Source organism: Arthrobacter sp. NPDC055585 (genome assembly GCF_053619115.1).
The window spans coordinates 1-19,693 of the sequence record NZ_JBSHIT010000008.1; the positions used below are offsets into that span (position 1 = coordinate 1).

At 65.2% G+C, this 19,693-nt stretch carries 19 protein-coding genes; 13 read left to right on the top strand and 6 right to left on the bottom strand.

The genetic code is table 11. From position 1 onward, the window contains the following. Nucleotides 1–39 precede the first annotated feature (39 nt). Entirely contained in the window at nucleotides 40–1,464 is a 1,425-nt protein-coding gene (purB, locus tag ACWGQ2_RS13715; RefSeq protein WP_452018158.1) for an adenylosuccinate lyase, read from the bottom strand. A 250-nt stretch (nucleotides 1,465–1,714) separates the two neighbouring features. Here purB and ACWGQ2_RS13720 point away from each other — a divergent pair, with 250 nt between their 5' ends. Together ACWGQ2_RS13720 and ACWGQ2_RS13725 are read left to right on the top strand one after the other, a co-directional pair. Then, the gene (locus tag ACWGQ2_RS13720) at nucleotides 1,715–1,981 is read left to right on the top strand and encodes a hypothetical protein (RefSeq protein ID WP_452018160.1); all 267 of its coding nucleotides are present in this window, start codon (nucleotides 1,715–1,717) and stop codon (nucleotides 1,979–1,981) included. 23 nt (nucleotides 1,982–2,004) lie between these two features. Then, nucleotides 2,005–3,336, top strand: a complete 1,332-nt coding sequence (locus ACWGQ2_RS13725; RefSeq protein ID WP_452018162.1) for a hypothetical protein — start codon at nucleotides 2,005–2,007, stop codon at nucleotides 3,334–3,336. On the opposite strand, the gene ACWGQ2_RS13730 is transcribed toward ACWGQ2_RS13725, so the two are convergent. Further along, a complete protein-coding gene (locus ACWGQ2_RS13730; protein WP_452018164.1) occupies nucleotides 3,333–3,731 on the bottom strand; it encodes a phage holin family protein in 399 nt (132 codons plus the stop codon). The genes ACWGQ2_RS13725 and ACWGQ2_RS13730 overlap by 4 nt on opposite strands. Nucleotides 3,732–3,844: 113 nt before the next feature. Here ACWGQ2_RS13730 and ACWGQ2_RS13735 point away from each other — a divergent pair, with 113 nt between their 5' ends. The 5 genes from ACWGQ2_RS13735 to ACWGQ2_RS13755 all read left to right on the top strand — a co-directional run bounded on the left by ACWGQ2_RS13735 (nucleotide 3,845) and on the right by ACWGQ2_RS13755 (nucleotide 9,074). Further along, the gene (locus tag ACWGQ2_RS13735; RefSeq protein WP_452018166.1) at nucleotides 3,845–4,984 is read left to right on the top strand and encodes a histidinol-phosphate transaminase; all 1,140 of its coding nucleotides are present in this window, start codon (nucleotides 3,845–3,847) and stop codon (nucleotides 4,982–4,984) included. Nucleotides 4,985–5,128: 144 nt separating this feature from the next. Continuing rightward, complete coding sequence (pdhA, locus tag ACWGQ2_RS13740) at nucleotides 5,129–6,343, top strand: pyruvate dehydrogenase (acetyl-transferring) E1 component subunit alpha (RefSeq protein WP_452018168.1); 1,215 nt, start codon at nucleotides 5,129–5,131, stop codon at nucleotides 6,341–6,343. Continuing rightward, the gene (locus tag ACWGQ2_RS13745; protein ID WP_452018170.1) at nucleotides 6,340–7,314 is read left to right on the top strand and encodes an alpha-ketoacid dehydrogenase subunit beta; all 975 of its coding nucleotides are present in this window, start codon (nucleotides 6,340–6,342) and stop codon (nucleotides 7,312–7,314) included. The genes pdhA and ACWGQ2_RS13745 overlap by 4 nt, the downstream gene beginning before the upstream one ends. Before the next feature lie 59 nt (nucleotides 7,315–7,373). Continuing rightward, the gene (locus ACWGQ2_RS13750; protein ID WP_452018172.1) at nucleotides 7,374–8,837 is read left to right on the top strand and encodes a dihydrolipoamide acetyltransferase family protein; all 1,464 of its coding nucleotides are present in this window, start codon (nucleotides 7,374–7,376) and stop codon (nucleotides 8,835–8,837) included. Nucleotides 8,838–8,867: 30 nt separating this feature from the next. Then, complete coding sequence (locus ACWGQ2_RS13755; RefSeq protein WP_452018174.1) at nucleotides 8,868–9,074, top strand: hypothetical protein; 207 nt, start codon at nucleotides 8,868–8,870, stop codon at nucleotides 9,072–9,074. A 41-nt stretch (nucleotides 9,075–9,115) separates the two neighbouring features. On the opposite strand, the gene ACWGQ2_RS13760 is transcribed toward ACWGQ2_RS13755, so the two are convergent. Beyond that, entirely contained in the window at nucleotides 9,116–10,411 is a 1,296-nt protein-coding gene (locus ACWGQ2_RS13760; RefSeq protein WP_452018176.1) for an aminotransferase-like domain-containing protein, read from the bottom strand. 45 nt (nucleotides 10,412–10,456) lie between these two features. Continuing rightward, complete coding sequence (locus tag ACWGQ2_RS13765; RefSeq protein WP_452018178.1) at nucleotides 10,457–11,425, bottom strand: helix-turn-helix transcriptional regulator; 969 nt, start codon at nucleotides 11,423–11,425, stop codon at nucleotides 10,457–10,459. Between the two features lie 515 nt (nucleotides 11,426–11,940). Between ACWGQ2_RS13765 and ACWGQ2_RS13770 the strand changes: the two genes are divergently transcribed. The 3 genes from ACWGQ2_RS13770 (at nucleotide 11,941) to ACWGQ2_RS13780 (ending at nucleotide 15,644) form a co-directional block, all read left to right on the top strand. After that, nucleotides 11,941–12,900, top strand: coding sequence for a lantibiotic dehydratase C-terminal domain-containing protein (locus ACWGQ2_RS13770; RefSeq protein ID WP_452018180.1), 960 nt, complete (start codon nucleotides 11,941–11,943; stop codon nucleotides 12,898–12,900). Nucleotides 12,901–12,951: 51 nt separating this feature from the next. Then, a complete protein-coding gene (locus ACWGQ2_RS13775) occupies nucleotides 12,952–13,143 on the top strand; it encodes a hypothetical protein (RefSeq protein ID WP_452018182.1) in 192 nt (63 codons plus the stop codon). 284 nt (nucleotides 13,144–13,427) lie between these two features. Continuing rightward, nucleotides 13,428–15,644, top strand: coding sequence for a catalase (locus ACWGQ2_RS13780; protein ID WP_452018184.1), 2,217 nt, complete (start codon nucleotides 13,428–13,430; stop codon nucleotides 15,642–15,644). Between the two features lie 78 nt (nucleotides 15,645–15,722). Here ACWGQ2_RS13780 and ACWGQ2_RS13785 read toward each other — a convergent pair whose 3' ends face one another. After that, nucleotides 15,723–16,142 carry a hypothetical protein gene (locus ACWGQ2_RS13785; RefSeq protein WP_452018186.1) on the bottom strand — a complete coding sequence of 140 codons (420 nt, stop codon included), beginning with the start codon at nucleotides 16,140–16,142 and terminating at the stop codon, nucleotides 15,723–15,725. Beyond that, a complete protein-coding gene (locus tag ACWGQ2_RS13790) occupies nucleotides 16,132–16,323 on the bottom strand; it encodes a hypothetical protein (RefSeq protein WP_452018188.1) in 192 nt (63 codons plus the stop codon). Before ACWGQ2_RS13790 ends, ACWGQ2_RS13785 begins: the two co-directional genes overlap by 11 nt. 135 nt (nucleotides 16,324–16,458) lie before the next feature. Here ACWGQ2_RS13790 and ACWGQ2_RS13795 point away from each other — a divergent pair, with 135 nt between their 5' ends. The 3 genes from ACWGQ2_RS13795 (at nucleotide 16,459) to ACWGQ2_RS13805 (ending at nucleotide 19,662) form a co-directional block, all read left to right on the top strand. Beyond that, entirely contained in the window at nucleotides 16,459–17,196 is a 738-nt protein-coding gene (locus tag ACWGQ2_RS13795; RefSeq protein WP_452018190.1) for a GAF and ANTAR domain-containing protein, read from the top strand. Then, nucleotides 17,193–18,245 carry a Gfo/Idh/MocA family protein gene (locus ACWGQ2_RS13800; RefSeq protein WP_452018192.1) on the top strand — a complete coding sequence of 351 codons (1,053 nt, stop codon included), beginning with the start codon at nucleotides 17,193–17,195 and terminating at the stop codon, nucleotides 18,243–18,245. The genes ACWGQ2_RS13795 and ACWGQ2_RS13800 overlap by 4 nt, the downstream gene beginning before the upstream one ends. 85 nt (nucleotides 18,246–18,330) lie before the next feature. Then, nucleotides 18,331–19,662, top strand: coding sequence for an MFS transporter (locus tag ACWGQ2_RS13805; RefSeq protein ID WP_452018194.1), 1,332 nt, complete (start codon nucleotides 18,331–18,333; stop codon nucleotides 19,660–19,662). Nucleotides 19,663–19,693: the final 31 nt, after the last annotated feature.

Sequence of the window (19,693 nt, forward strand, 5' to 3'; positions counted from 1 at the left end):
TTCGAACCCGGCCTCCCGCCGTCGTTGTTTGGTGTTCCCCTACTTCTGCAGGTGGTCCACCAGGTTTTTGGCGATGCCGATGTACCTGGCCGGGGTGAGTGCGAGCAGGCGTGCCTCGGCCTCGGCCGGCAGGCCCAGCCCGGAGACGAATTCCTTCATGCGCTCGGCGTCCACGCGGTGTCCGCGGGTGAGTTCCTTGAGCCGCTCGTAGGGGTTTTCCATGCCCGGAGCGCCGGCAATGGCCTCCGCCCGCATCACCATCTGGATGGCTTCGCCGAGGACTTCCCAGTTGGTGTCCAGATCTGCAGCGAGCACGTCTTCGGCGACGTTCAGGCGCTCCAGGCCCTTGGCCACGTTGGAGATCGCCAGCAGGGAGTGCCCGAAGGCCACGCCGATGTTCCGCTGCGAGGAGGAATCGGTGAGGTCACGCTGCCAGCGGGAGGTGACCAGCGTGGAGGCCAGGGTGTCCAGCAGGCCGTTGGAGATTTCCAGGTTCGCCTCGGCGTTCTCGAAGCGGATCGGGTTCACCTTGTGCGGCATGGTGGAGGAACCCGTGGCACCGGCAACGGGGATCTGGGCAAAGTAGCCAATGGAGATGTAGCTCCACACGTCCGTGCAGAAGTTATGCAGGATCCGGTTGAAGCGGGCCATGTCCGCGTAGAGCTCGGCCTGCCAGTCGTGCGACTCGATCTGGGTGGTGAGCGGGTTCCAGGTCAGGCCCAGGCCCTCAACGAAGGACTTGGCCACCTGCTGCCAGTCGGCACCCGGAACGGAGGCGTAGTGCGCGGCGTAGGTGCCGGTGGCGCCGTTGATCTTGCCGAGGAACTCGGTGCCGGCCACGCGGTCCAGCTGGCGGGTCAGGCGGTGCACGGTGACGGCGAGTTCCTTGCCCAGCGTGGTGGGGGTGGCGGGCTGGCCGTGGGTGCGGGAGAGCATGGGCACGGCGCGGGTTTCTTCGGCCATGGCGGCGATCTGGGCCACCATTTTCCGGGCTGCGGGCAGCCAGACGTTCTCCACGGCACCCTTCACGCCCAGGGCATAGGAAAGGTTGTTGATGTCTTCCGAGGTGCAGCCGAAGTGCACCAGCGGTGTGAGGTTCTCAATGCCGATCGCGGCCAGCCGTCGGCCAATGTAGTACTCCACGGCCTTCACGTCGTGAACCGTGACCTGCTCGATTTCGGCCAGCTCGGTGACGGAGTTCCCGTCGAACCCGGAGACGATCTCCCGCAGCTGCGCCTGCTGCTCGGCTGTCAGCGGCGAGGTGCCCGGCAGGACCGAGTTGGAGGTGAGGTGGATCAGCCACTCGACCTCAACATGGGTGCGGTCGCGGTTCAGTGCGGCTTCGGAGAGGTAGTCGACCAGCGGTGCGGTCGCGGAGCGGTACCGGCCGTCCAGCGGCCCCAGCGCGATTGCGGGGGTCACGGAGGCAAGGGAAACGCGGGGTGCGGAAGAAGAATCGGCCATGGGCCAATTCTTCCACGGTCGCGCGCTGCGGCCGATTCCGTGACAGGACGCTGAACCTTCCTCCACAGGCACCTGAAGCCGAACCTGTTTCCACGGATCGAAAAGGCGCACGACGCCGGCGCCGCGTACCTGCCTACGGTTGCGGTTCCGGTGCGGCAGGAGGTGCCGGCTTTGGCGGGCAACGCGGGCACTGCGGGCAACGCGGGCAACGCGGGCGCCCGGGGCGGCTGCAGGATGACAGGGGCAGGGTGTGACAGACGGAGAAGCGGCGGCACAGGCGCAGCGGGCAGGGGAGGCGGCGCAGGTTCTTGAAGCACATGCCGAGGAAGTGGGCCGGCTGCAGCATGAGCTTGGGGACACGCGCGAGGAGGAGTGGCGGTCCCCGGCCGGCAGGGCGTTTCAGGACCAGCTGCATGTGCTGGCACGCGAGCTGGGGATGTGCCGGGAGGCCATGGAGCGGGCCGCCTCGGCCCGCCGGACGGTGTCTGCAACCAATCAGCTTGAAGTCTGGGGGTAACAGGACCGTTGGAAACATGCCCGGTGCCCTCGCCGGCCTATACGGTCCGCGGGGGACAGAACAGCATCCTGGTCGAGTTCGATGCTCTGGAAGCCCGGGCCGCCCGGCTGGATTCATCTGCCGGAACCCTGCGGGAGATTGCATCGGCCCTCGAGCGGATGAGCGGAGAGGAAGCAGCATGGATCCGGATACAGCCTGCCAGTGCGGCCGAAACAGCCAGGACTGAATTGGACCGGGCCCTCTTCCTGCTCCGCAGCTGTATTGAATCGGCCGCTGGCACAGCATCAAAGCTGCGCTTGGCGGTGCACGAATACCGGGACGCCGAGGGACGTACTGAACGGATTGCCGCGCTGCCCGGGCTGCTGCCGCTGGGCATGGTGCTCCTGGACCCCGGACCGGGCGGGTTCCCAAAGCTAAGGGCAGTGGAGTCGCTGCCCGTGAGGTTTATCGATACTGCGGCCCTGCGCGTACTGGCCGCCCTATTCGGTGGGCCGGCCGCGCTTCGGGAGATCGAGGTTGAGCGGGTCCAGCCCCCGGTAGGGGAGGGGGAGAAGATCGAGTTGTCCGGCGGCGCTGCAGGGCTCCTGGAACGAAGCGCTGTGCTGCTGCGCGAGAACGATCCCGGTGTTGTTGAGGTGCTGCGGGTGGAGCCCCCGGGCGGCGGAGCAGGTGTGTTTGTGGTGACGCTGCCGGGAACCCAGACGGGCGGAGGAAGCGCAGGGAAGAACCCGTTCGACAACTACGGCAACGCCGAGGGCAGGGCCGAGGAAAGCCGGTTTATTGCTGCCGCCGTGGCGGAGGCCCTGCGGCAGGCCAAAGCGGAAGCCGGAGATGCCGTCGTTCTGGTGGGTTACAGCCAGGGCGGCATCCATGCTGCGCACGCCGCCGGGTACCTCCGGGAAACCTCCGGGCTGGATGTCCGTTACGTTCTTACCGCCGGTGCGCCGGCCGGAGATGCCGACATCCCGCCCGAGACGCAGGCTCTGCACCTGGAGCACGTCCAGGACTGGGTGCCCGGAGCGGACGGCACCTCCAACCCCGACACACTCAACCGCGTCACCATGACGCTGACGGATGACGTCCCGGTACTTCCCGGACAGGGCGGGCTGGGTCCGGCCCACAAACTGCCCGTGTACCTCGAAGGGGCAGCGGCTGCGGACCAAAGCACTGACCCGTCACTCCGGGGATCGCTGGCCGGTGTAGGCGCTGTGGTGGGTGTGGGCAGCGTTGCTGCCCGGGAACTGTACCGGTTTCGCCGCAGGGACCGCCGGCCGCCGATTCAGGTGGTGCCGAAAGGCCCGCCCGGACCGGCGCCTGGCCCGTCCCTGCCGCGCGTCGTGCGCCGGGACAACTAACGGCGGGTACCGGCCAGTGAACCGGCCACCAGGGAGACCAGGGAGATGATGATCGAGGCGAAGATGGCCGTCCAGAAGAAGGAGTCAATCTCAAAGTGCACGGGCGTGAAGCTGGTGAGCCAGGCCGTGAGCATCAGCATGGCGGCATTGATGATCACGGTGAAGAGGCCGAGCGTCAGGATGGTCAGCGGCAGGGCCAGCAGCCGGACGATCGGACGCACCAGGGCGTTGACCACGCCGAAGACCAGCCCAATAAAGAGGTAGGCCAGCACGATGTCCAGGGTGGAGTTCCCGGTCGCCGGCGTTCCGGATTCCCCCACCACGATTCCGGGCAGTGCCCAAGCGGCAACCCACAGGGCGAGGGCATTAATGAGGATTGTCAGCACAAGGCGCATGCCCTAATGCTGGCACAGCGGTTGCGGAGCCCCAAGCACCGGACAAATTCCCGCCGGGTCAGCCTGTGCAGCGCGTCACATAAGCACCTGTAAATCCGGACTAGTCTTAAGCCATGACCACTACCGAGAATGACACCAACGCTGTGGCTGATCCGGCGCCCGGCACTAGTCCGCGCCCGGTGGTTGACCGGCTGCCGCGCTACGCAGCTGGAAAACCGCCCGTGGCTATTGAAGGGCTGCAGAGCTACAAGCTCTCCTCCAATGAGAACCCCTTCCCGCCGCTGCCTTCAGTCCTGGAAGCAATTGCTGCCCACCCGAATGTAAACCGCTACCCCGATCCGCTGGCAACGGCGCTGCGGACGGAACTGGCGTCCTTCCTCGATGTCCCTGCTGAGGACATCGTCACCGGCGGGGGAAGCCTGGGCGCGCTGAACCAGCTCCTGGCCACCTTTGCCGGGCAGAACGAGGACGGCACCCAGGATGAGGTCATCTACCCGTGGCGGTCCTTCGAGGCCTACCCCATTTCGGTGGGACTCTCCGGTTCCCGCAGTGTTCAGGTCCCGCTGCTCTCCGACGGACGCCACGACCTCGATGCCATGGCGGCAGCAGTCACAGACCGCACCAAGCTGATCCTGCTGTGCACCCCGAACAACCCCACCGGCCCGGTGCTGAGCGCGGAAGAGGTTGAGGGCTTCCTTGCAAAGGTCCCCTCAGACGTAATCGTGGTCATTGACGAAGCCTACGAAGACTTCGTCCGCGACCCGGACGCCGTCAACGGCGTGGAAATCTACCGCCGCTACCAGAACGTGGTTGTCCTCAGGACCTTCTCCAAGGGTGCCGGCCTGGCCGGCCTGCGCGTCGGCTATTCAATTTCCCATCCGCACCTGACGCAGTACCTCCGGGTCACGGCGGTCCCGTTCGCCGTGTCGCAGATCGCGGAACAGGCGGCTATCGCTTCGCTGAAGCACCACGGCGAACTTGTGGAAAGAATACAAGCGCTGGTTGCAGAGCGGACCCGCGTGGTTGAGGGCCTGAAGGAGCTCGGCTGGGCAATTCCCCAGGCTGAGGGCAACTTCGTTTGGCTCGCGCTGGGGGGGAACACCCCCGAGTTTGCAGTGCTGGCCGAGCAGCAGGCGCTGGCAGTGCGTGCCTTCGGTACCGAAGGTGTGCGTGTCACCATCGGCGAGCAGGAAGCCAACAGCCGATTCCTCGCTTTATGTGCAACCTATACAAAAGGGCTCCGGGTTTCCTAGCGTGTCCTAAGTGCTTTCAGGGTCTCCGCCCTCGTTAGGCTGTGGGAAGTAACTTCCACATATATGCCACCACGGGTACATATTCCTGCGGCGGCATATTTCTAGCGGGGGCGGACCTGAAAGTCTGCCCTGGCGAGGAGAGGTATGGCCCTGGAGCACTTGCCCGCCACCGAATTCGATTCGACGGCGCTGAATGAGACGTTGGTGCCTGCCCCCGGCAGCTCACCGGACGGCATGGTCCAGCTGCTGACCCCGGAAGGGGAACGCACCGGACACGAGCTGTACGGCCGGTACGCCGAGGACGTCGATGACAAGGCCCTGCGCTCCTTCTACCGGGACATGTTCCTCATCCGCCGGTTCGATACCGAGGCCACAGCACTGCAGCGTCAGGGCGAACTGGTCATGTGGGTTCCGCTCACCGGACAGGAAGGCGCCCAGATCGGCTCCGGCCGTGCCCTGGCCGGGCAGGATTACGTTTTCCCGACCTACCGGGAACACGGCGTTGCGCTGACCCGCGGCTTGAAGCTCTCCGACCTGCTGCGCCGTTTCCGCGGCATTTCGCACGGCGGATGGGATCCGCGCGAGTCCAACTTCCACCTCTACACCCTGGTGCTCGCCGCCCAGGTGCCGCACGCCGTCGGCTACGCCATGGGTATGGCGCGGGACAACGCAGCCGATCCGTCCCAGCCTGCCGGTGCCACAGTCGCGTACTTCGGCGACGGCGCCAGCTCCGAGGGCGACGTCCACGAGTCGATGGTCTTCGCTGCGTCCTACGACGCTCCTGTGGTGTTCTTCTGCCAGAACAACCACTGGGCAATTTCCGTGCCCACCGAGGTCCAGTCCCGCATCCCGCTGGCCAACCGCGCGCAGGGCTACGGCTTCCCCGGCATCCGCGTGGACGGCAACGATGTCCTGGCAGTCCATGCCGTGACCCGCTGGGCGCTGGAACACGCCCGCAGCGGCAAGGGTCCGGTGCTGATCGAAGCGTTTACCTACCGGATGAGTGCGCACACCACCGCGGATGACCCCACCAAGTACCGGCTGTCCGCCGACGAGCAGGCCTGGATTGGCCGCGACCCGCTGACCCGCCTGGAAAAGCACCTTCGTTCCACCGGTGCCGGGGATGACGCCTTCTTCGCTTGCCTCACCGCCGAAGCAGATGAGCTGGCAGCACAGCTGCGCGCAGACGTGCAGGCCATGGAGCCGCCGTCGTTCACCGATTCCTTCGCGGACGTCTACGCCGAACCGCACCCGCTTATTGCTGAGGAACTGGCCTTCCACCAGGCCTACGAGGACGGATTCGCCGACGCAGAGGAAGCGGCCGGCACCAATGACACCGAGGAAAGGGCCGGCGCATGAGCACCATGACCATGGCCAAGGCCATCAACGCCGGTCTGCGCGCCGGACTGGCGGCGGACCCCAAAACTCTCCTGATGGGCGAGGACATCGGCGCCCTGGGCGGCGTTTACCGCATCACCGAAGGCCTGCAGGCCGAATTCGGCACCGACCGCGTTATGGACACACCGCTCGCGGAATCCGGCATCATCGGCACCGCGATCGGCCTGGCCCTGCGCGGCTACCGTCCGGTCTGCGAAATCCAGTTCGACGGCTTCGTCTTCCCCGGGTTCAACCAGATCACCACGCAGCTGGCCAAGATGCACTCCCGCAGCGAGGGTGCCCTGAGTGCACCCGTTGTCATCCGGATTCCCTACGGCGGCGGCATCGGCTCGATCGAGCACCACTCGGAATCCCCCGAAGCGCTCTTCGCCCACACCGCCGGGCTGCGCATCCTCGCCCCCTCCAACCCGCAGGACGGCTACTGGATGATCCAGCAGGCGATGCAGGGCAAGGATCCGGTGATCGTTTTCGAACCCAAGCGCCGCTACTGGCTCAAGGGCGAGGTGGACACCTCCGCGCCGTCGGGAGACCCGTACACCGCCCAGATCCTGCGCACCGGAACAGACGCCACAATCGTTGCCTACGGGCCGCTGGTGCCCGTAGCGCTGGCGGCTGCCGAAGCTGCCGCCGAAGACGGCCGGAGCATCGAGGTCATCGACCTGCGCTCCATCTCGCCAATCGACTTCGACACCGTCACCGAATCGGTGCGCCGCACCGGCCGGCTGATTGTCACGCACGAGGCCCCCACCTTCGGCGGAATCGGCGGAGAGATCGCTTCCCGCGTCGCTGAGCGTGCGTTCCTGCATTTGGAAGCGCCCGTCCTGCGCGTCGGCGGATTCCACATGCCCTACCCCGTTGCCGCCGTCGAGGAGCACTACCTGCCGGACATCGACCGGCTGCTCGACGCCCTCGACACTGTCTTCTCCTACTGACAGAGCCCCGCCCGAAGCTTCCGCCGCCGGTCCTCCGGCCCACGCCAGATCGAGATGCCATGACTGAGAAAACATTCAAACTGCCCGACGTCGGGGAAGGCCTGACCGAGGCCGAAATCGTCCAGTGGCGGGTCAAGGAAGGCGACACCGTCGCCATCAATGACGTGATCGTGGAAATCGAGACCGCCAAGTCGCTGGTGGAGCTTCCATCTCCGTTCGCTGGCACCGTCAGCGGCATCCTGATCCAGGAAGGCACCACGGTGGAGGTAGGCACCCCCATCTTCCAGGTGGATACCTCCGGAGCCGGCAGAAAGGCTGCCCCCGGCAAGGCGGGCAAGGCCTCTGCAAAGGCGGAGAAAACGACGACGGCGGGCGCGGCCGATGGACCGCCGTCGGCATCCCTGACGGGGACCGGCCCCAAGGCCGACGCCGTCCGCCGGCGTCCGCGCCGGAACCGGGCAGGATCTGCAGTGGCCGCGCAGGCCCCAGCACCGGCCGTTGAGACCAAATCGGAACCGGCACCCGAAACCCTGTCCCCTTCGCCGGTATCCTCCGAGGCCCGGAGTGCAGCACGCATCGATCCCCGCGGGGCTGCCGTCGCTGCTGCAGGCGCGGCAGTCCAGGACCGCATCAACCGTCTTGTGCAGCGTGTGCTGGCCAAGCCTCCGGTCCGCAAGGCCGCCAAGGACCTGGGCATCAACCTGGCCGATGTTCCGGCAACCGGTGCCGGAGGTGAGGTGACCAAGCAGGACCTGATCAGTTACCAGGCACAGCGTGAATCCGAGGTCGACTCCGCGGATACCTTCTGGTCTCCCTCCACCAAGCCCCAGGAACGCCGAATCGAGCGGATTCCGGTCAAGGGAGTCCGCAAGGCCACCGCAAAGGCAATGGTGGACAGTGCCTTCAGTGCCCCGCACGTGAGCATCTTCGTGGACGTTGATGCCTCACGCACCATGGAATTCGTCAAGCGCCTGAAAGCCTCACGGGACTTCGAAGGAATCAAGGTTTCTCCGCTGCTGATCCTGGCCAAGGCCGTCATCTGGGCCGCTGCCCGGAACCCTTCCGTCAATGCGACCTGGGCCGGAGACGAGATCCACGTCAAGCACTTTATGAACCTCGGCATTGCCGCGGCCACACCGCGCGGGCTTATGGTCCCGAACATCAAGGACGCCCAGGATCTCTCGCTCAAGGAGCTTGCGGTGGCGCTGAATGAGCTCGCCACCACGGCCCGGGCTGGCAAGACTCCGCCCGCAGACATGCGCGGCGGGACTCTGACCATCACCAATATCGGTGCCCTGGGCATCGACACCGGCACACCGATCATCAACCCCGGGGAAGTCGCGATCGTTGCTTTCGGCACGATCAAGCAGAAGCCCTGGGTGCTCGACGGCGAAGTGATCCCGCGCTGGATCACAACGCTTGGCGGCTCCTTTGACCACCGGGTGGTCGACGGCGACCTTTCGGCACGCTTTATGGCTGACGTAGCAGCCATCCTGGAAGAACCTGCCCTGCTTCTGGACTAGGCTCGAAAGGGACCCAACGATCGGAGCAGCATGTCAATGAACCCCGGACCCGAAAACCGCGGGGGCGGACCGCAGATCGACTGGAAGCGGACGGCCTGGATCCTCGTCGGCGCCTTTATCGTCTCCAGCCTGCTGATCATCCTGTTCCCGAACCTGGGCATGCTCTGGCGGCTGGCCATCATGGCCCTGCTGTTCGTGATTGTGGTGCCAATCTTCGACCGCCGCCGGCGGAAGTAGCCACGGCCGGCCGGTGAACACCGGCCGGGTGCGCGCCGTCCCTAAACCGTTCCTGCAGCGGCGACTGCCCGCCGGATCACCGGTGCGAGGCGCCTGACGCCTTCAGTGATGTCCTCTTCCGAGACTGCGCTGAAAGCCAGCCGCAGCCTGGAACTGGGTTCATCGCCGGGGGTGAAGGCTGTTCCCGGAATGAAGACCGTCCCTGCTTCAATGGCTTCGGCGAGCAGGGGGTACGTGTCGATCCCCTCCGGCAGGCTTACCCAGATAAAGAAGCCGCCGTCCGGCACCGTCCAGCTCACGCTGTCGGGCATCTCTTCTGTCAGTGCTGCGAGCATGGCGGCGCAGCGGTCCGCGTACAGACGGCGCGAGTCCCGGATGCGTCCCATCCAGTCGTAGTCCCGCAGGTAGGCCGCAGTGATCATCTGGGTCAGGGGAGAAGGACAGAGCACCACGGCTTCGCAGGCGAGGTAAAACCGGCGGAAAAGGTGCCGCGGCACCAGCGCCCAGCCCAGCCGCATCCCGGGGGAGAAAATCTTCGAGAAGGAGCCCAGATACAGGACGTCCTCCGGGTGCGAGGCCCGCAGCGGCGCCAGCGGCTCGCCGTCGAACCGCAGCAGCCCGTAAGGATTGTCCTCGAGCACCAGGATGTTGTTCTCGCGGCAGATCTGCACCACTTCGCCGCGGCGCCCGGCGGAGAGCGTGATGCCGCTGGGGTTGTTGAAGCTGGGGATCGTGTAGAGCATCTTCACCGTCTTGCCGGCGGCACGCAGTGAAGCGATCCGTTCCCGGAGGGCCTCCGGAATCAGGCCCTCCGCATCCATGGCGACCGGCTGGATATCGACTTCGTAGGACTCGAAGGCGTTCAGCGCGCCCACATAGGTGGGATCCTCGCACAGCACTACGTCACCGGGATTGCAGAAGACCTTGGCGGCCACGTCCTGTCCGGACTGGGAACCGGTGGTGATGACGACGTCGGCCGGATCCGCGTCGAGGATTCCTTCCGCTGCCATGACTTCGCACGCGAGCTCACGCAGCTCTTGAAGGCCCTGGCCCGGGCCGTACTGCAGGGCTGCCAGGCCCTGGGTGCGGATGATCGAAGCGGTTGTCTCCGCGAGCTCCTCCAGCGGCAGCTCCTGCATGTACGGACTGCCGCCGGCCAGGGAGATGAGGTCGGAACGGATCGAAATGTCAAAGACGTCCCGAACCGCCGACTGCTTGATGTGGAACGCCCGGTCCGACAGAAGTTCGTAGTGGCGGTGGGCGGATCCGGTGGCCCTGTCCAGCGCAACCTGTGCTTCCGGGGTCAGCACTGACCCCGTTGTTTCCTCAAACGTCATGCCACATCATGGCACTCGGGTTGACCGGGAAGCAACACAAGTTTTCTAGATCCAGCCCGCCTTGTGGGCCTTGATGCCGGCCTGGAAGCGGCTCTCGGCTTTTAGTTCCTCCAGCATCCAGGCGATGTGCCGGCGGCAGGTCCGGACGCTGATGCCCACTCTGCGGGCGATGACCTCGTCAGAGTGACCGGCCGCCAGCCCGGCGAGCACGGAGCGCTGGGTGCTGTTCAGGCCTCCCTTGCCCGGGTCATCGGCCAGGAATGGTTCCGCCAGGCTCCACGCAAACTCGAAGAGCTTGGTGAAGAGGCCTATGAGGTTGGGGTCCCGGATGACCAGCCCCGCCCTGTCATAGGTGTGCAGCTGACGGGCCACTACCGCCACCTTGTCATCGAAGATGAGGGTGCGCAGGGGAACATACGGCAGGGTGCGGAACTCCCCGCCGGCCTCACTGATGCGTTCCACGGCCTTGCAGGTGGGTACGTGGTCCCGGGTGCTGGAGTGATAGAGGGTCTGGCGCTTCACCCCGGCACGCAGCAGGTCCAGGTCCTTCTGCACGCTTTCTTCCTGGAAGTCGGCATTGGAGCCATGGCCCGGCCGGGCGATCAGGACGCTTTCCGCCGCCGAGCGGCCGTACTCAATGAGAACTCGCTGGACCTGCTCCGGGTCCTCCAGTACCTCCACCGATGCGTCCGCTGCCACCTGCCGGCGTGCTTCGGCAAAGGTGGGCACCAGGCTGGCCAGTTCCCGCCGCTTGGCTCCGATGCTGGCCCGAAGTTCCAGCATCGCGCGTTCATCCGGATCCACCAGCTCTGCCAGCGCGACGTCGGGGGAGACTGCCGTGTAGACGGGGTTCCCCGTGCCTTCCGTGAAAAGCAGGCAGCGGGCCTGCAGCTCCTCCACCGCGCGGTCAATGGCGCGCGAGGTGTAGCCGAGCGCATCCGATGCTTCTGCAGGGGTCCAACCCGGATGAGAGACCGCGTAACGGTACACCTCAACCGACACCTGATCGAGCAAGCTTCCTCCTCCAACTGCGGGGGTGAGGGACGGTGCCCGCGCCCCGGCGCGGCACTGAATCCCGGTCTGCTGCCAGCCTCCGGGCAAGACGTTCCCGCTCAGAATTGGAACCCGGAGAGAATGACATGACAGCTTAATGCCATTGTCCACCCTCACTTGGTAGTTCGGTACCCAAAAGGCTGAAATCCGCACTTTTTCAAGGGATTCGGGGTAGCGGCGGAGTCGTGCCGGCAGCCCCCGGGGCACCAACCGGACATGACAGGAAGCTGAAATTGGTAACGGTGGACAGGCCGTTGAGGCGCGGGGGAAGCTTTCGGAGTCAAACACGACCGGCTGTGCAACCAGCCGAACTAAAAGAGGGGATACGACCATGAAGAAGGCAACTGCACCGGTTTCCATCAAGAGCTGGGAATGGTTCTAATTTAGGCCCCTCTTTTGGGGGATGAACCAACCAGCAACACATCTAGACCCGCCCCAGCGGTGGTAACCAGACTTGAACCCGGAGGAAGAGCGCCATGAGTCAGCTAACAGCAGTTCGAAACGCCTCGCGAACTAATGCAAGCACTCAATGGTGGACTCTATCCATCTATACCGGCGGCTTCGATGTAGCGGACGGCATCATTGGAGAACTGGTTACCCCGCTGGCGGCGCAGGCCCAGCTATGGGGGGCGCAGCGGTGGTTTTACACCCGCTGCTCTGAGCCTGCGAACGCCCATGTGCGAATGAAGGTCCTGGCACCCCAGGAAACGCTTGACCGGCTTAAGTCCCTTTTGGTGGCTCTCCAGGAACAGGCGAACGGCGTCATCGGCCATCTGACCGTGACGCACGCCTTCGGAGATCCGGCCAGCGACCGATTGAGCCCGGGCGGAATGGAACAGCAGGATCCGCGGATCGAGGCGGATCTTGCCAAGTACGGCGGAGTTGAAGGACTTGCCCTTGCGGAGGAGGTCTTCGAGCTGTCCTCGGACCTCGGTACGTGGGCAACGGCCCGGTTCCCGAAGGTGCAGAACCGCTGGGCCCTTGGCTCCCTGCTGCTGTTCGATTCGGCACGCAGCATGATGAAGGGCCCTCGTGCCTCGAGCTGGCCCGACCGGCGCCGGCTTTCCTGGGATTACTACTGGGACAGCCACCTGCGCAGCTGCACTGCCGGTTTCGGCCCGCGGGCAGCGAGCGTGCGGCAGGCCATGACCGTCCAGGTGGGCGCCAAAGTGATGCCGACCCACCGGCTGATGGCAGCCACTGCTGCTGAATCGGCCGTGGAAAACTGGCGGCGCCGCTGGTTCCGCACCATGGACACCTACCTCTACCGGGCAGACAAGGCGCGTGTAAGCCGCAGTGCACAGCACCTGACGGTCTACCAGGCACACATGCTGCTGAACCGGCTGGGGCTCTCACTGCGGGAAGAAGCCGCGATGGGGCTGTACGCCCGGACGTGGAGCACGGAGCGCGAAGCCATGCTCCTGGATAAGCACTAACTCCGCCGGATGGACCGGGGGGAAGTCGTCACGGAGAAGGAGGCGGTCACGGTGTCGCAACGGAATGAAGTAGTTCTGGCTGCTGACGACAAGGATCTCGGTACGGTCCTGGGCTGCGACGAAGGCACTGTCGAGGACATGCGCGGAATGGGCTACGTCGAATCCCGAGGTGAACTCTGGAGCGTAGGGCCGGCAAGGGACTACCTGAGGGACGCTGCCTGGGCCGACTGCCTGTGGGACTAGCTGCCCGAAGAGCGCTGAGAACAGCCCGGTTCAGGATGCCGGGCCCATGAATGTCCGTCTGAAGAGTCCCGCCCGCTGAGGGGCCGGACTGGCCGGACGGTATGGGGGAAACCCCCACGAAGGACGGATCTGCCTGTGCTCCCCCCTACAGGCGGGTCCGTCCTTTGCGTTGGGCAAAGGCACGCCGGTAGGGTCACATGTTAAGTACCCTTACTAATTTTTCGGTACGCTCTACTTGGAGCTGCCCTCCGGTGCAGCAATAAGTTCCACTAGATGGAGGCCATATGTCAGATTACACATCAGCCAACGGACTTCCCATTCCCGGTGCTCCCGCACCGCAGGAACCCTCGCTCGCGGAACCCACGGAGCCGCACGATCCGCTTCCGCCAAAGCCGGACCAGGACGGTCCCGAAACGGTCTCTCCCACGGGCGTCCCCACCGGTGCACCCAAGACCTCGAATGCACAGTCCGGGCGCTACCTGACGACGGCGCAGGGCGCACGGCTGCGGGACACGGACCACTCCCTCAAGGCCGGTCCCCGCGGACCCGTCCTCCTCCAGGACCACCACCTGCGTGAGAAGATCACACACTTCGACCACGAGCGCATTCCCGAGCGTGTGGTCCATGCCCGCGGTGCAGCAGCACACGGCGTGTTCGTCGCCAACGGAGCAGCAGAAGGCATTACCCGGGCAAGTTTCCTGGCCCGCGACGCCCAGACCCCGGTCTTTGTCCGCTTCTCCACCGTGCTGGGTTCCAGAGGCTCCGCAGACACGGTCCGCGACACCCGCGGGTTCGCCACCAAGTTCTACACGGATGAAGGAACCTTCGACCTCGTAGGGAATAACATCCCGGTCTTCTTCATCCAGGACGCGATCAAGTTCCCCGACGTCATCCACGCCGGCAAGCCGCACCCGGACCGGGAGATCCCTCAGGCACAGAGTGCGCATGACACCTTCTGGGACTTCGTCTCGCTGCACACCGAGGCCCAGCACCACACCATGTGGAACATGTCCGACCGCGGCATTCCGCGGTCCTACCGGACCATGGAAGGCTTTGGTGTCCACACTTTCCGGGTGGTCAACGCCAAGGGGGAGACCTCCCTCGTGAAGTTCCACTGGAAGCCGCGCCTTGGGGTGCACTCGCTGGTCTGGGAAGAAGCGCAGATCATCAACGGCATGGACCCCGACTACCACCGCCGGGACCTGGCAGACGCCATCGAAGCCGGCGCCTACCCGGAATGGGACCTTGGTGTCCAGGTCTTCCCGGACACCGAGGACGAGATGTTCGAGGGCATCGATCTGCTGGATCCAACCAAGATCGTCCCCGAAGAGCTGGCACCGGTGCAGATCATTGGCACCATGACGCTCAACCGGAACGTGACCAACTTCTTCGCTGAAACGGAGCAGGTGGCTTTCCATCCCGGACACCTGGTGCCGGGCATCGACGTCACCAACGATCCGCTGCTCCAGGGCCGACTGTTCTCCTACATCGATACGCAGCTGACCCGGCTCGGTGGTCCGAACTTCGCGCAGATCCCCATCAACCGGCCCCACGCACCTGTCAACGACATGCTCCGTGACGGTTTCCACCAGGATGCCGTGCACAGCGGAACTGCTCCGTACCAGCCGAATTCGCTGGACGGCGGCTGCCCGTTCCTCGCCGGAGCGGACATGGGCGCCTTCATCGATGTGCCGGCCCCCGTGGCCAAATCGCGGAAGGTCCGGGAGAACCCGGCGACGTTTGACGACCACTACAGCCAGCCGCGGCAGTTCTTCCGTTCCCTCACTCCGGTGGAGCAGGACCACGTGATCCAGGCCTACACCTTCGAACTCGGCAAGTGCTACGAGGAGAACATCAAGGTCCGGCAGCTTCAGGCGCTTGCCAACATCGATGAGCGGCTGTGCGCCGAAGTGGCAGCAGGCCTCGGCCTGCCCGCGCCGGCCCCGTCGGTGAAGGTTGAAAACGCTGATCCGAGCCCTGCCCTGCAGCAGGTTGGCCGCACCTGGCCCGTGGACGGACGGATCATCGGCATTCTCGCCGACGAGAGCACCGACCTCGCGGCCCTGGCCCGGATCCGGGCCGCCGTTGATGCAGCGGACATGGTTCCGCTGGTTATCGCTCCGCAGGGCGGCATGCTGGGTGGCCAGATCCCGGTCCAGCGCACGTACCTGACCGCCCGCTCCACGGAGTTCGACGCCGTGATCGTCGCCGGTTCCGGTGAATACGGCACCGACGCGGTGGACAGCCTCGACGCCAAGGCCGGAAACCCGGCCGGGCACCCGGCCATCGATCCTCGGGTGGCCATCCTGCTCACGGAGGCGTACCGCCACTCGAAGGCGCTCGGCGCCTGGGGCAGCGGCGCCGGCGTACTGGGTGCTTCCGGAATTCCGGAGGACGCTCCGGGCATCCTGGTGGAATCGCCGGAAGAACTGGTTCCCGGCCTGATCACCCTGCTGGGACAGCACCGCGTGTGGGAGCGGTTCCCGGTCACGGCTGCGTAGCGGCGGATACCCGATACCGGTAAAAGACGGCGGGTCCGGAGCAGCACTGCTGCTCCGGACCCGCCGCTTTTGCCGGGGCTAGACCGGATCCGGAGTCTCTTCGTCCTCCATGGACCGGATGAGAGCGTAAAGGGCCTGGCGGAGTTCAGTTTCCCCCGCACGGGCATCGCACTTCTTCCGGACCGCCGCGAGCTCTTCCACCATTGCGGTGCCGGATGCTGTGCGCGTCCAGCGCCCCGGCCGGCGGGGACGTGCGTAACCGGCCCGGTGCAGCGAGGCCAGGCCAAAGGATGTTTCTTCGACACTCAGATTGGTCAGCTGGGCCACCCTCGCCGCCTGCATTCCAGGGGCGGAGAGCACCTTCAGCACACGCACGGAGTGTTCGGTCAGCTGCAGGTCTGCAAGGAACATGCGGCTGGCTTCGGCCGAGAGGTGGGCCGCGGCACCCAGCAGCAGGGCGAGCCCGCCGGGAATCGGCGGCGGTGAATTAGTGTCCAACGCGCCATCCGGGAGGAGCCCAGTCAGCGGGCACCTCATGCCCGGCGAAGGTCTCGCAGGCGGAGCAGGTGTAGCTCACAACGCCCGGACCATCAGGGGTGGGCGCGGTGTAGAACTCGTAGATCAGGTAATCGTCAACGCCGCAATGGTGGCAGATCGGCAAGTGCGCCGGCAGGCCCATCGATAACTCCATAAGGGTATACAGAAGCCATGGCCGCGTCTTGACCGTATCCCGATATCGTAGTATCTAAGCTCAAACACGACAATCGTGGGCGCTTTAGTGCGGTTCACCGGGGTTGAAAAGGAACAGTGCACTATGGACGATCTGAGGTCTGCGACTGCCACGGCAGCGCAGCTGCAGGACCTGCTGATTCACCATGAGGACGTGCTCGAATTCCTGCAGCAGCTGGCCCGGCTCAGTGCGTCTTCCCTGTCTTCGCGGGGCACGGTCTACTGCGGCATCACGCTGCAGCGTTCCCGCGGACACAGCTACACGGTTGCCAGCAGTGAAAGCGCCGCGCTGGAAATGGATGAAATGCAGTACGCGTTCGACGACGGGCCCTGCCTTCACGCGCTCCGCGTTCACGAGGCCGTGGATGTTCCGGACACCTCCGCCGACGAGCGGTGGCCGGAGTACATGCAGCACGTCCTGGCCCAGGGGATGCGCTCCATCTACGCCGTGCCGCTCACCCTGGAGGGGCACGCCCGGGCGGCACTGAACCTTTACTCCCGGTCGGAAAACACCTTCGACGAGGACTTCAAACGGGTCGCCCGCACCTACGCCGAAGAAGCCTCCATGGCCCTTCGCCTCGCGGTGCGGATGTCACAGCGGGCCACCACGGTGGAGGACCTGCAGACCGTGCTCCAGTCCCGGACAGACATCGACCTGGCGATCGGCATCATCATGGGCCAGAACCGCTGTTCCCAGAGCGAGGCATTCGAAACCCTCAAGCGTGCCTCCAACAGCAGGAACCTGAAATTGAAGGTGCTGGCCGGGGAAATTGTGGCCAAGCTCAACGGTGCACCCTCCGAAACGCACTTCCAGACCTCATGACCGCCCCCGACCAGCGGCCCGAAAACCAGCGCCTTCGTACCGTCCTGTTTGGCTACGGCCTGGGCGGGCGGGTCTTCCATGCACCGCTGATTGACGCAGATCCGCGGTACGCACTGGACGTGATCGTCACATCAGACCCCGCCCGCGCGGCAGCGGCGCAGGCAGCGTACCCCGCTGCCGCCGTCGTGCCCACGGCTGAAACCGCCCTGGAGCTGGCCGCGGACCTGGACCTCGCGGTCATCAGCACACCTCCCGCAACGCACGCGCCGTTGGGCCTTGCCGCGCTGGAAGCCGGACTCGGCGCCGTCGTGGACAAGCCTTTTGCGCATTCTCCGGAAGCTGCCCGGCAGCTGATGGATGCTGCAGCCGCAGCCTGGCAGGTGCTGACCGTCTTCCAGAACCGGCGCTGGGACGGGGACTTCCTGACGCTCAAAGGACTGCTTGAACGCGGCGAGCTGGGTACCGTTACCCGCTTCGAATCGCGGATGGAGTCGTTCAAGCCTGCCGTCACCAAGGCCTGGAAACGAGAAGCTGGAGCGGACGACGGCGGCGGGATCCTCTTTGACCTTGGCCCTCACCTGATCGACCAGGCGCTGCAGCTCTTTGGCCCGGCCGAACCGGTGTACGCGGAAGTGCGGTCCAGGCGCCAGGCCGGCGGGCCCGACGACGACGCGTTTGTGGTCCTGCAGCATAAAACAGGTGTGCTGTCCCACCTCTCGATGAATGCGCTGGCGCCGCAGGCAGCGGAAAGATTCCGGGTCACCGGGTCCAAAGCAGCCTGGGTGAAACACGGCACGGACCCGCAGGAAGCGCAGCTGGATGCAGGCGTGCGGCCGGGAGATTCCGGATATGGCTCGGAGGACCTCGCCGGCTGGGGGCTGCTGGGAACGGACCGTTCAACCACTGCCGTGCCCACCGAGGCCGGCCGCTACCAGGATTTCTACACCGGACTGGCCGCCGCCGTCCTGGACGGAGCAGAACTGCCGGTAGACCCGGCCGAGTCCCTGAGAGGGCTGGAAATTATACGGCAGATACATGCCGGGCTGTGATTCCCCTTAGGGCGCCCGCGTAACGGTCTGACCATAACGCGAGCGAAATCACGTTGTGGCGCTGGTCTCCTTTAGCATTCTAGGAATGCACCTCAAAGACCGGATCGAAGATTCCACCCTGAGCCGGCGGCAAGTCGGAATCATTGCAATTTGTACAGCTCTCTACATGATCGACGGTTTCGACGTCCTGGTCATGGCCTTCAGCGCTTCCGCGGTTTCAGCGGAATGGGACCTCAACGGCGCGCAGCTTGGTTTCCTGCTCAGCGCGGCTCTGGTCGGTATGGCTGTGGGCTCCATTTTTGTCTCCACCATTGCGGACGTAATCGGCCGCCAGAAAACACTGCTGCTCGGTGTCTGCGTTGTCGCAGCGGGCATGTTCGCCTCCGTCTTCGCTCCGTCCTATGAGGTCCTGCTGATCCTGCGCCTTATCACCGGCGTCGCGATCGGCACCCTGCAGGCCACCATCAACGTCTTCGCCTCGGAGTTCTCCAACGCCAAGCGCCGCTCCACTGCGCTGGCAATCGTCAGCATCGGCCAGCCCGTGGGCGGCGTGCTGGGCGGACTGGTGACCGGTGTGCTGATCTCCTCCTTCGGCTGGCGCTCGGCCTTCCTCTTCGGCGCCCTCGCCACACTGATCATGATTCCGCTGGTGCTCAAGGTATTGCCGGAATCCATCGATTACCTCTCCGTGCGGCGTCCGGACAACGCACTGGAACGCATCAACAAGACCCTGCGCAGCATCGGCCAGGAACCGGTCGCGGAACTGCCCGAACCGGCACCACGCGGCGAGAAGAAATCCCGCTTCGCCGACGTACTCACCGGCGTGAACGCCCGCCGTACCATCCTGCTCTCGCTGGCGTACTTCATCCTGATGGCCAGCTTCTACTTCGCAAACTCCTGGACCCCCAAGCTGATAACTGCCAGCGGCTTCAGCGCCCAGGACGGCATCAACGCCGGTGTCCTCTTCAGCGTCGGCGCCATCACCGGCGCCGTGGTGCTGGGCGTCTTCGGTGCCCGCTATGACATGCGCCGGGTCCTGGCCGTGTTCTTCGTGGTCGGTGCCGCCACCTTCGTGGTGTTCGCCAACTCCACGGAAGGTTCGCTGGGACTGGCGCTGTTTGCCGCCGCGCTGGTGGGCTTCGGCGCCAATGCCCCGATCGCGGGCATGCTGGCCATCAGCCCCACGTACTACGATTCCGAGGTTCGCGGCACCGCGCTGGGCCTGGTGATTGGCATGGGCCGCGTGGGCGCGATCGTCTCCCCGATCCTGGCCGGCGGGCTGATCGACGGCGGATGGACACCCGGGGACCTGTACTTCCTCTTCGTGATTCCGATGGCCCTCGGCGCCGTCGTCATTTCGATGCTCGGTGCTCCCGTACTGCGCGGAGCTGCCGCCAAGGTCCCGGTTCCGCACTAAGTAACATCCCACCTAAAGCCAAAAAGGCCGG

What these genes read in the sequence shown, in the direction of transcription:
- ACWGQ2_RS13760 (WP_452018176.1), bottom strand. Translation starts at nt 10,411, where the DNA reads ATGACGTTTGAGGAAACAACGGGGTCAGTGCTGACCCCGGAAGCACAG.
- ACWGQ2_RS13750 (WP_452018172.1), top strand. Translation starts at nt 7,374, where the DNA reads ATGACTGAGAAAACATTCAAACTGCCCGACGTCGGGGAAGGCCTGACC.
- ACWGQ2_RS13805 (WP_452018194.1), top strand. Translation starts at nt 18,331, where the DNA reads ATGCACCTCAAAGACCGGATCGAAGATTCCACCCTGAGCCGGCGGCAA.
- ACWGQ2_RS13730 (WP_452018164.1), bottom strand. Translation starts at nt 3,731, where the DNA reads ATGCGCCTTGTGCTGACAATCCTCATTAATGCCCTCGCCCTGTGGGTT.
- ACWGQ2_RS13795 (WP_452018190.1), top strand. Translation starts at nt 16,459, where the DNA reads ATGGACGATCTGAGGTCTGCGACTGCCACGGCAGCGCAGCTGCAGGAC.
- ACWGQ2_RS13800 (WP_452018192.1), top strand. Translation starts at nt 17,193, where the DNA reads ATGACCGCCCCCGACCAGCGGCCCGAAAACCAGCGCCTTCGTACCGTC.
- ACWGQ2_RS13770 (WP_452018180.1), top strand. Translation starts at nt 11,941, where the DNA reads ATGAGTCAGCTAACAGCAGTTCGAAACGCCTCGCGAACTAATGCAAGC.
- ACWGQ2_RS13755 (WP_452018174.1), top strand. Translation starts at nt 8,868, where the DNA reads ATGTCAATGAACCCCGGACCCGAAAACCGCGGGGGCGGACCGCAGATC.
- ACWGQ2_RS13745 (WP_452018170.1), top strand. Translation starts at nt 6,340, where the DNA reads ATGAGCACCATGACCATGGCCAAGGCCATCAACGCCGGTCTGCGCGCC.
- ACWGQ2_RS13735 (WP_452018166.1), top strand. Translation starts at nt 3,845, where the DNA reads ATGACCACTACCGAGAATGACACCAACGCTGTGGCTGATCCGGCGCCC.
- ACWGQ2_RS13790 (WP_452018188.1), bottom strand. Translation starts at nt 16,323, where the DNA reads ATGGGCCTGCCGGCGCACTTGCCGATCTGCCACCATTGCGGCGTTGAC.
- purB (WP_452018158.1), bottom strand. Translation starts at nt 1,464, where the DNA reads ATGGCCGATTCTTCTTCCGCACCCCGCGTTTCCCTTGCCTCCGTGACC.
- pdhA (WP_452018168.1), top strand. Translation starts at nt 5,129, where the DNA reads ATGGCCCTGGAGCACTTGCCCGCCACCGAATTCGATTCGACGGCGCTG.
- ACWGQ2_RS13780 (WP_452018184.1), top strand. Translation starts at nt 13,428, where the DNA reads ATGTCAGATTACACATCAGCCAACGGACTTCCCATTCCCGGTGCTCCC.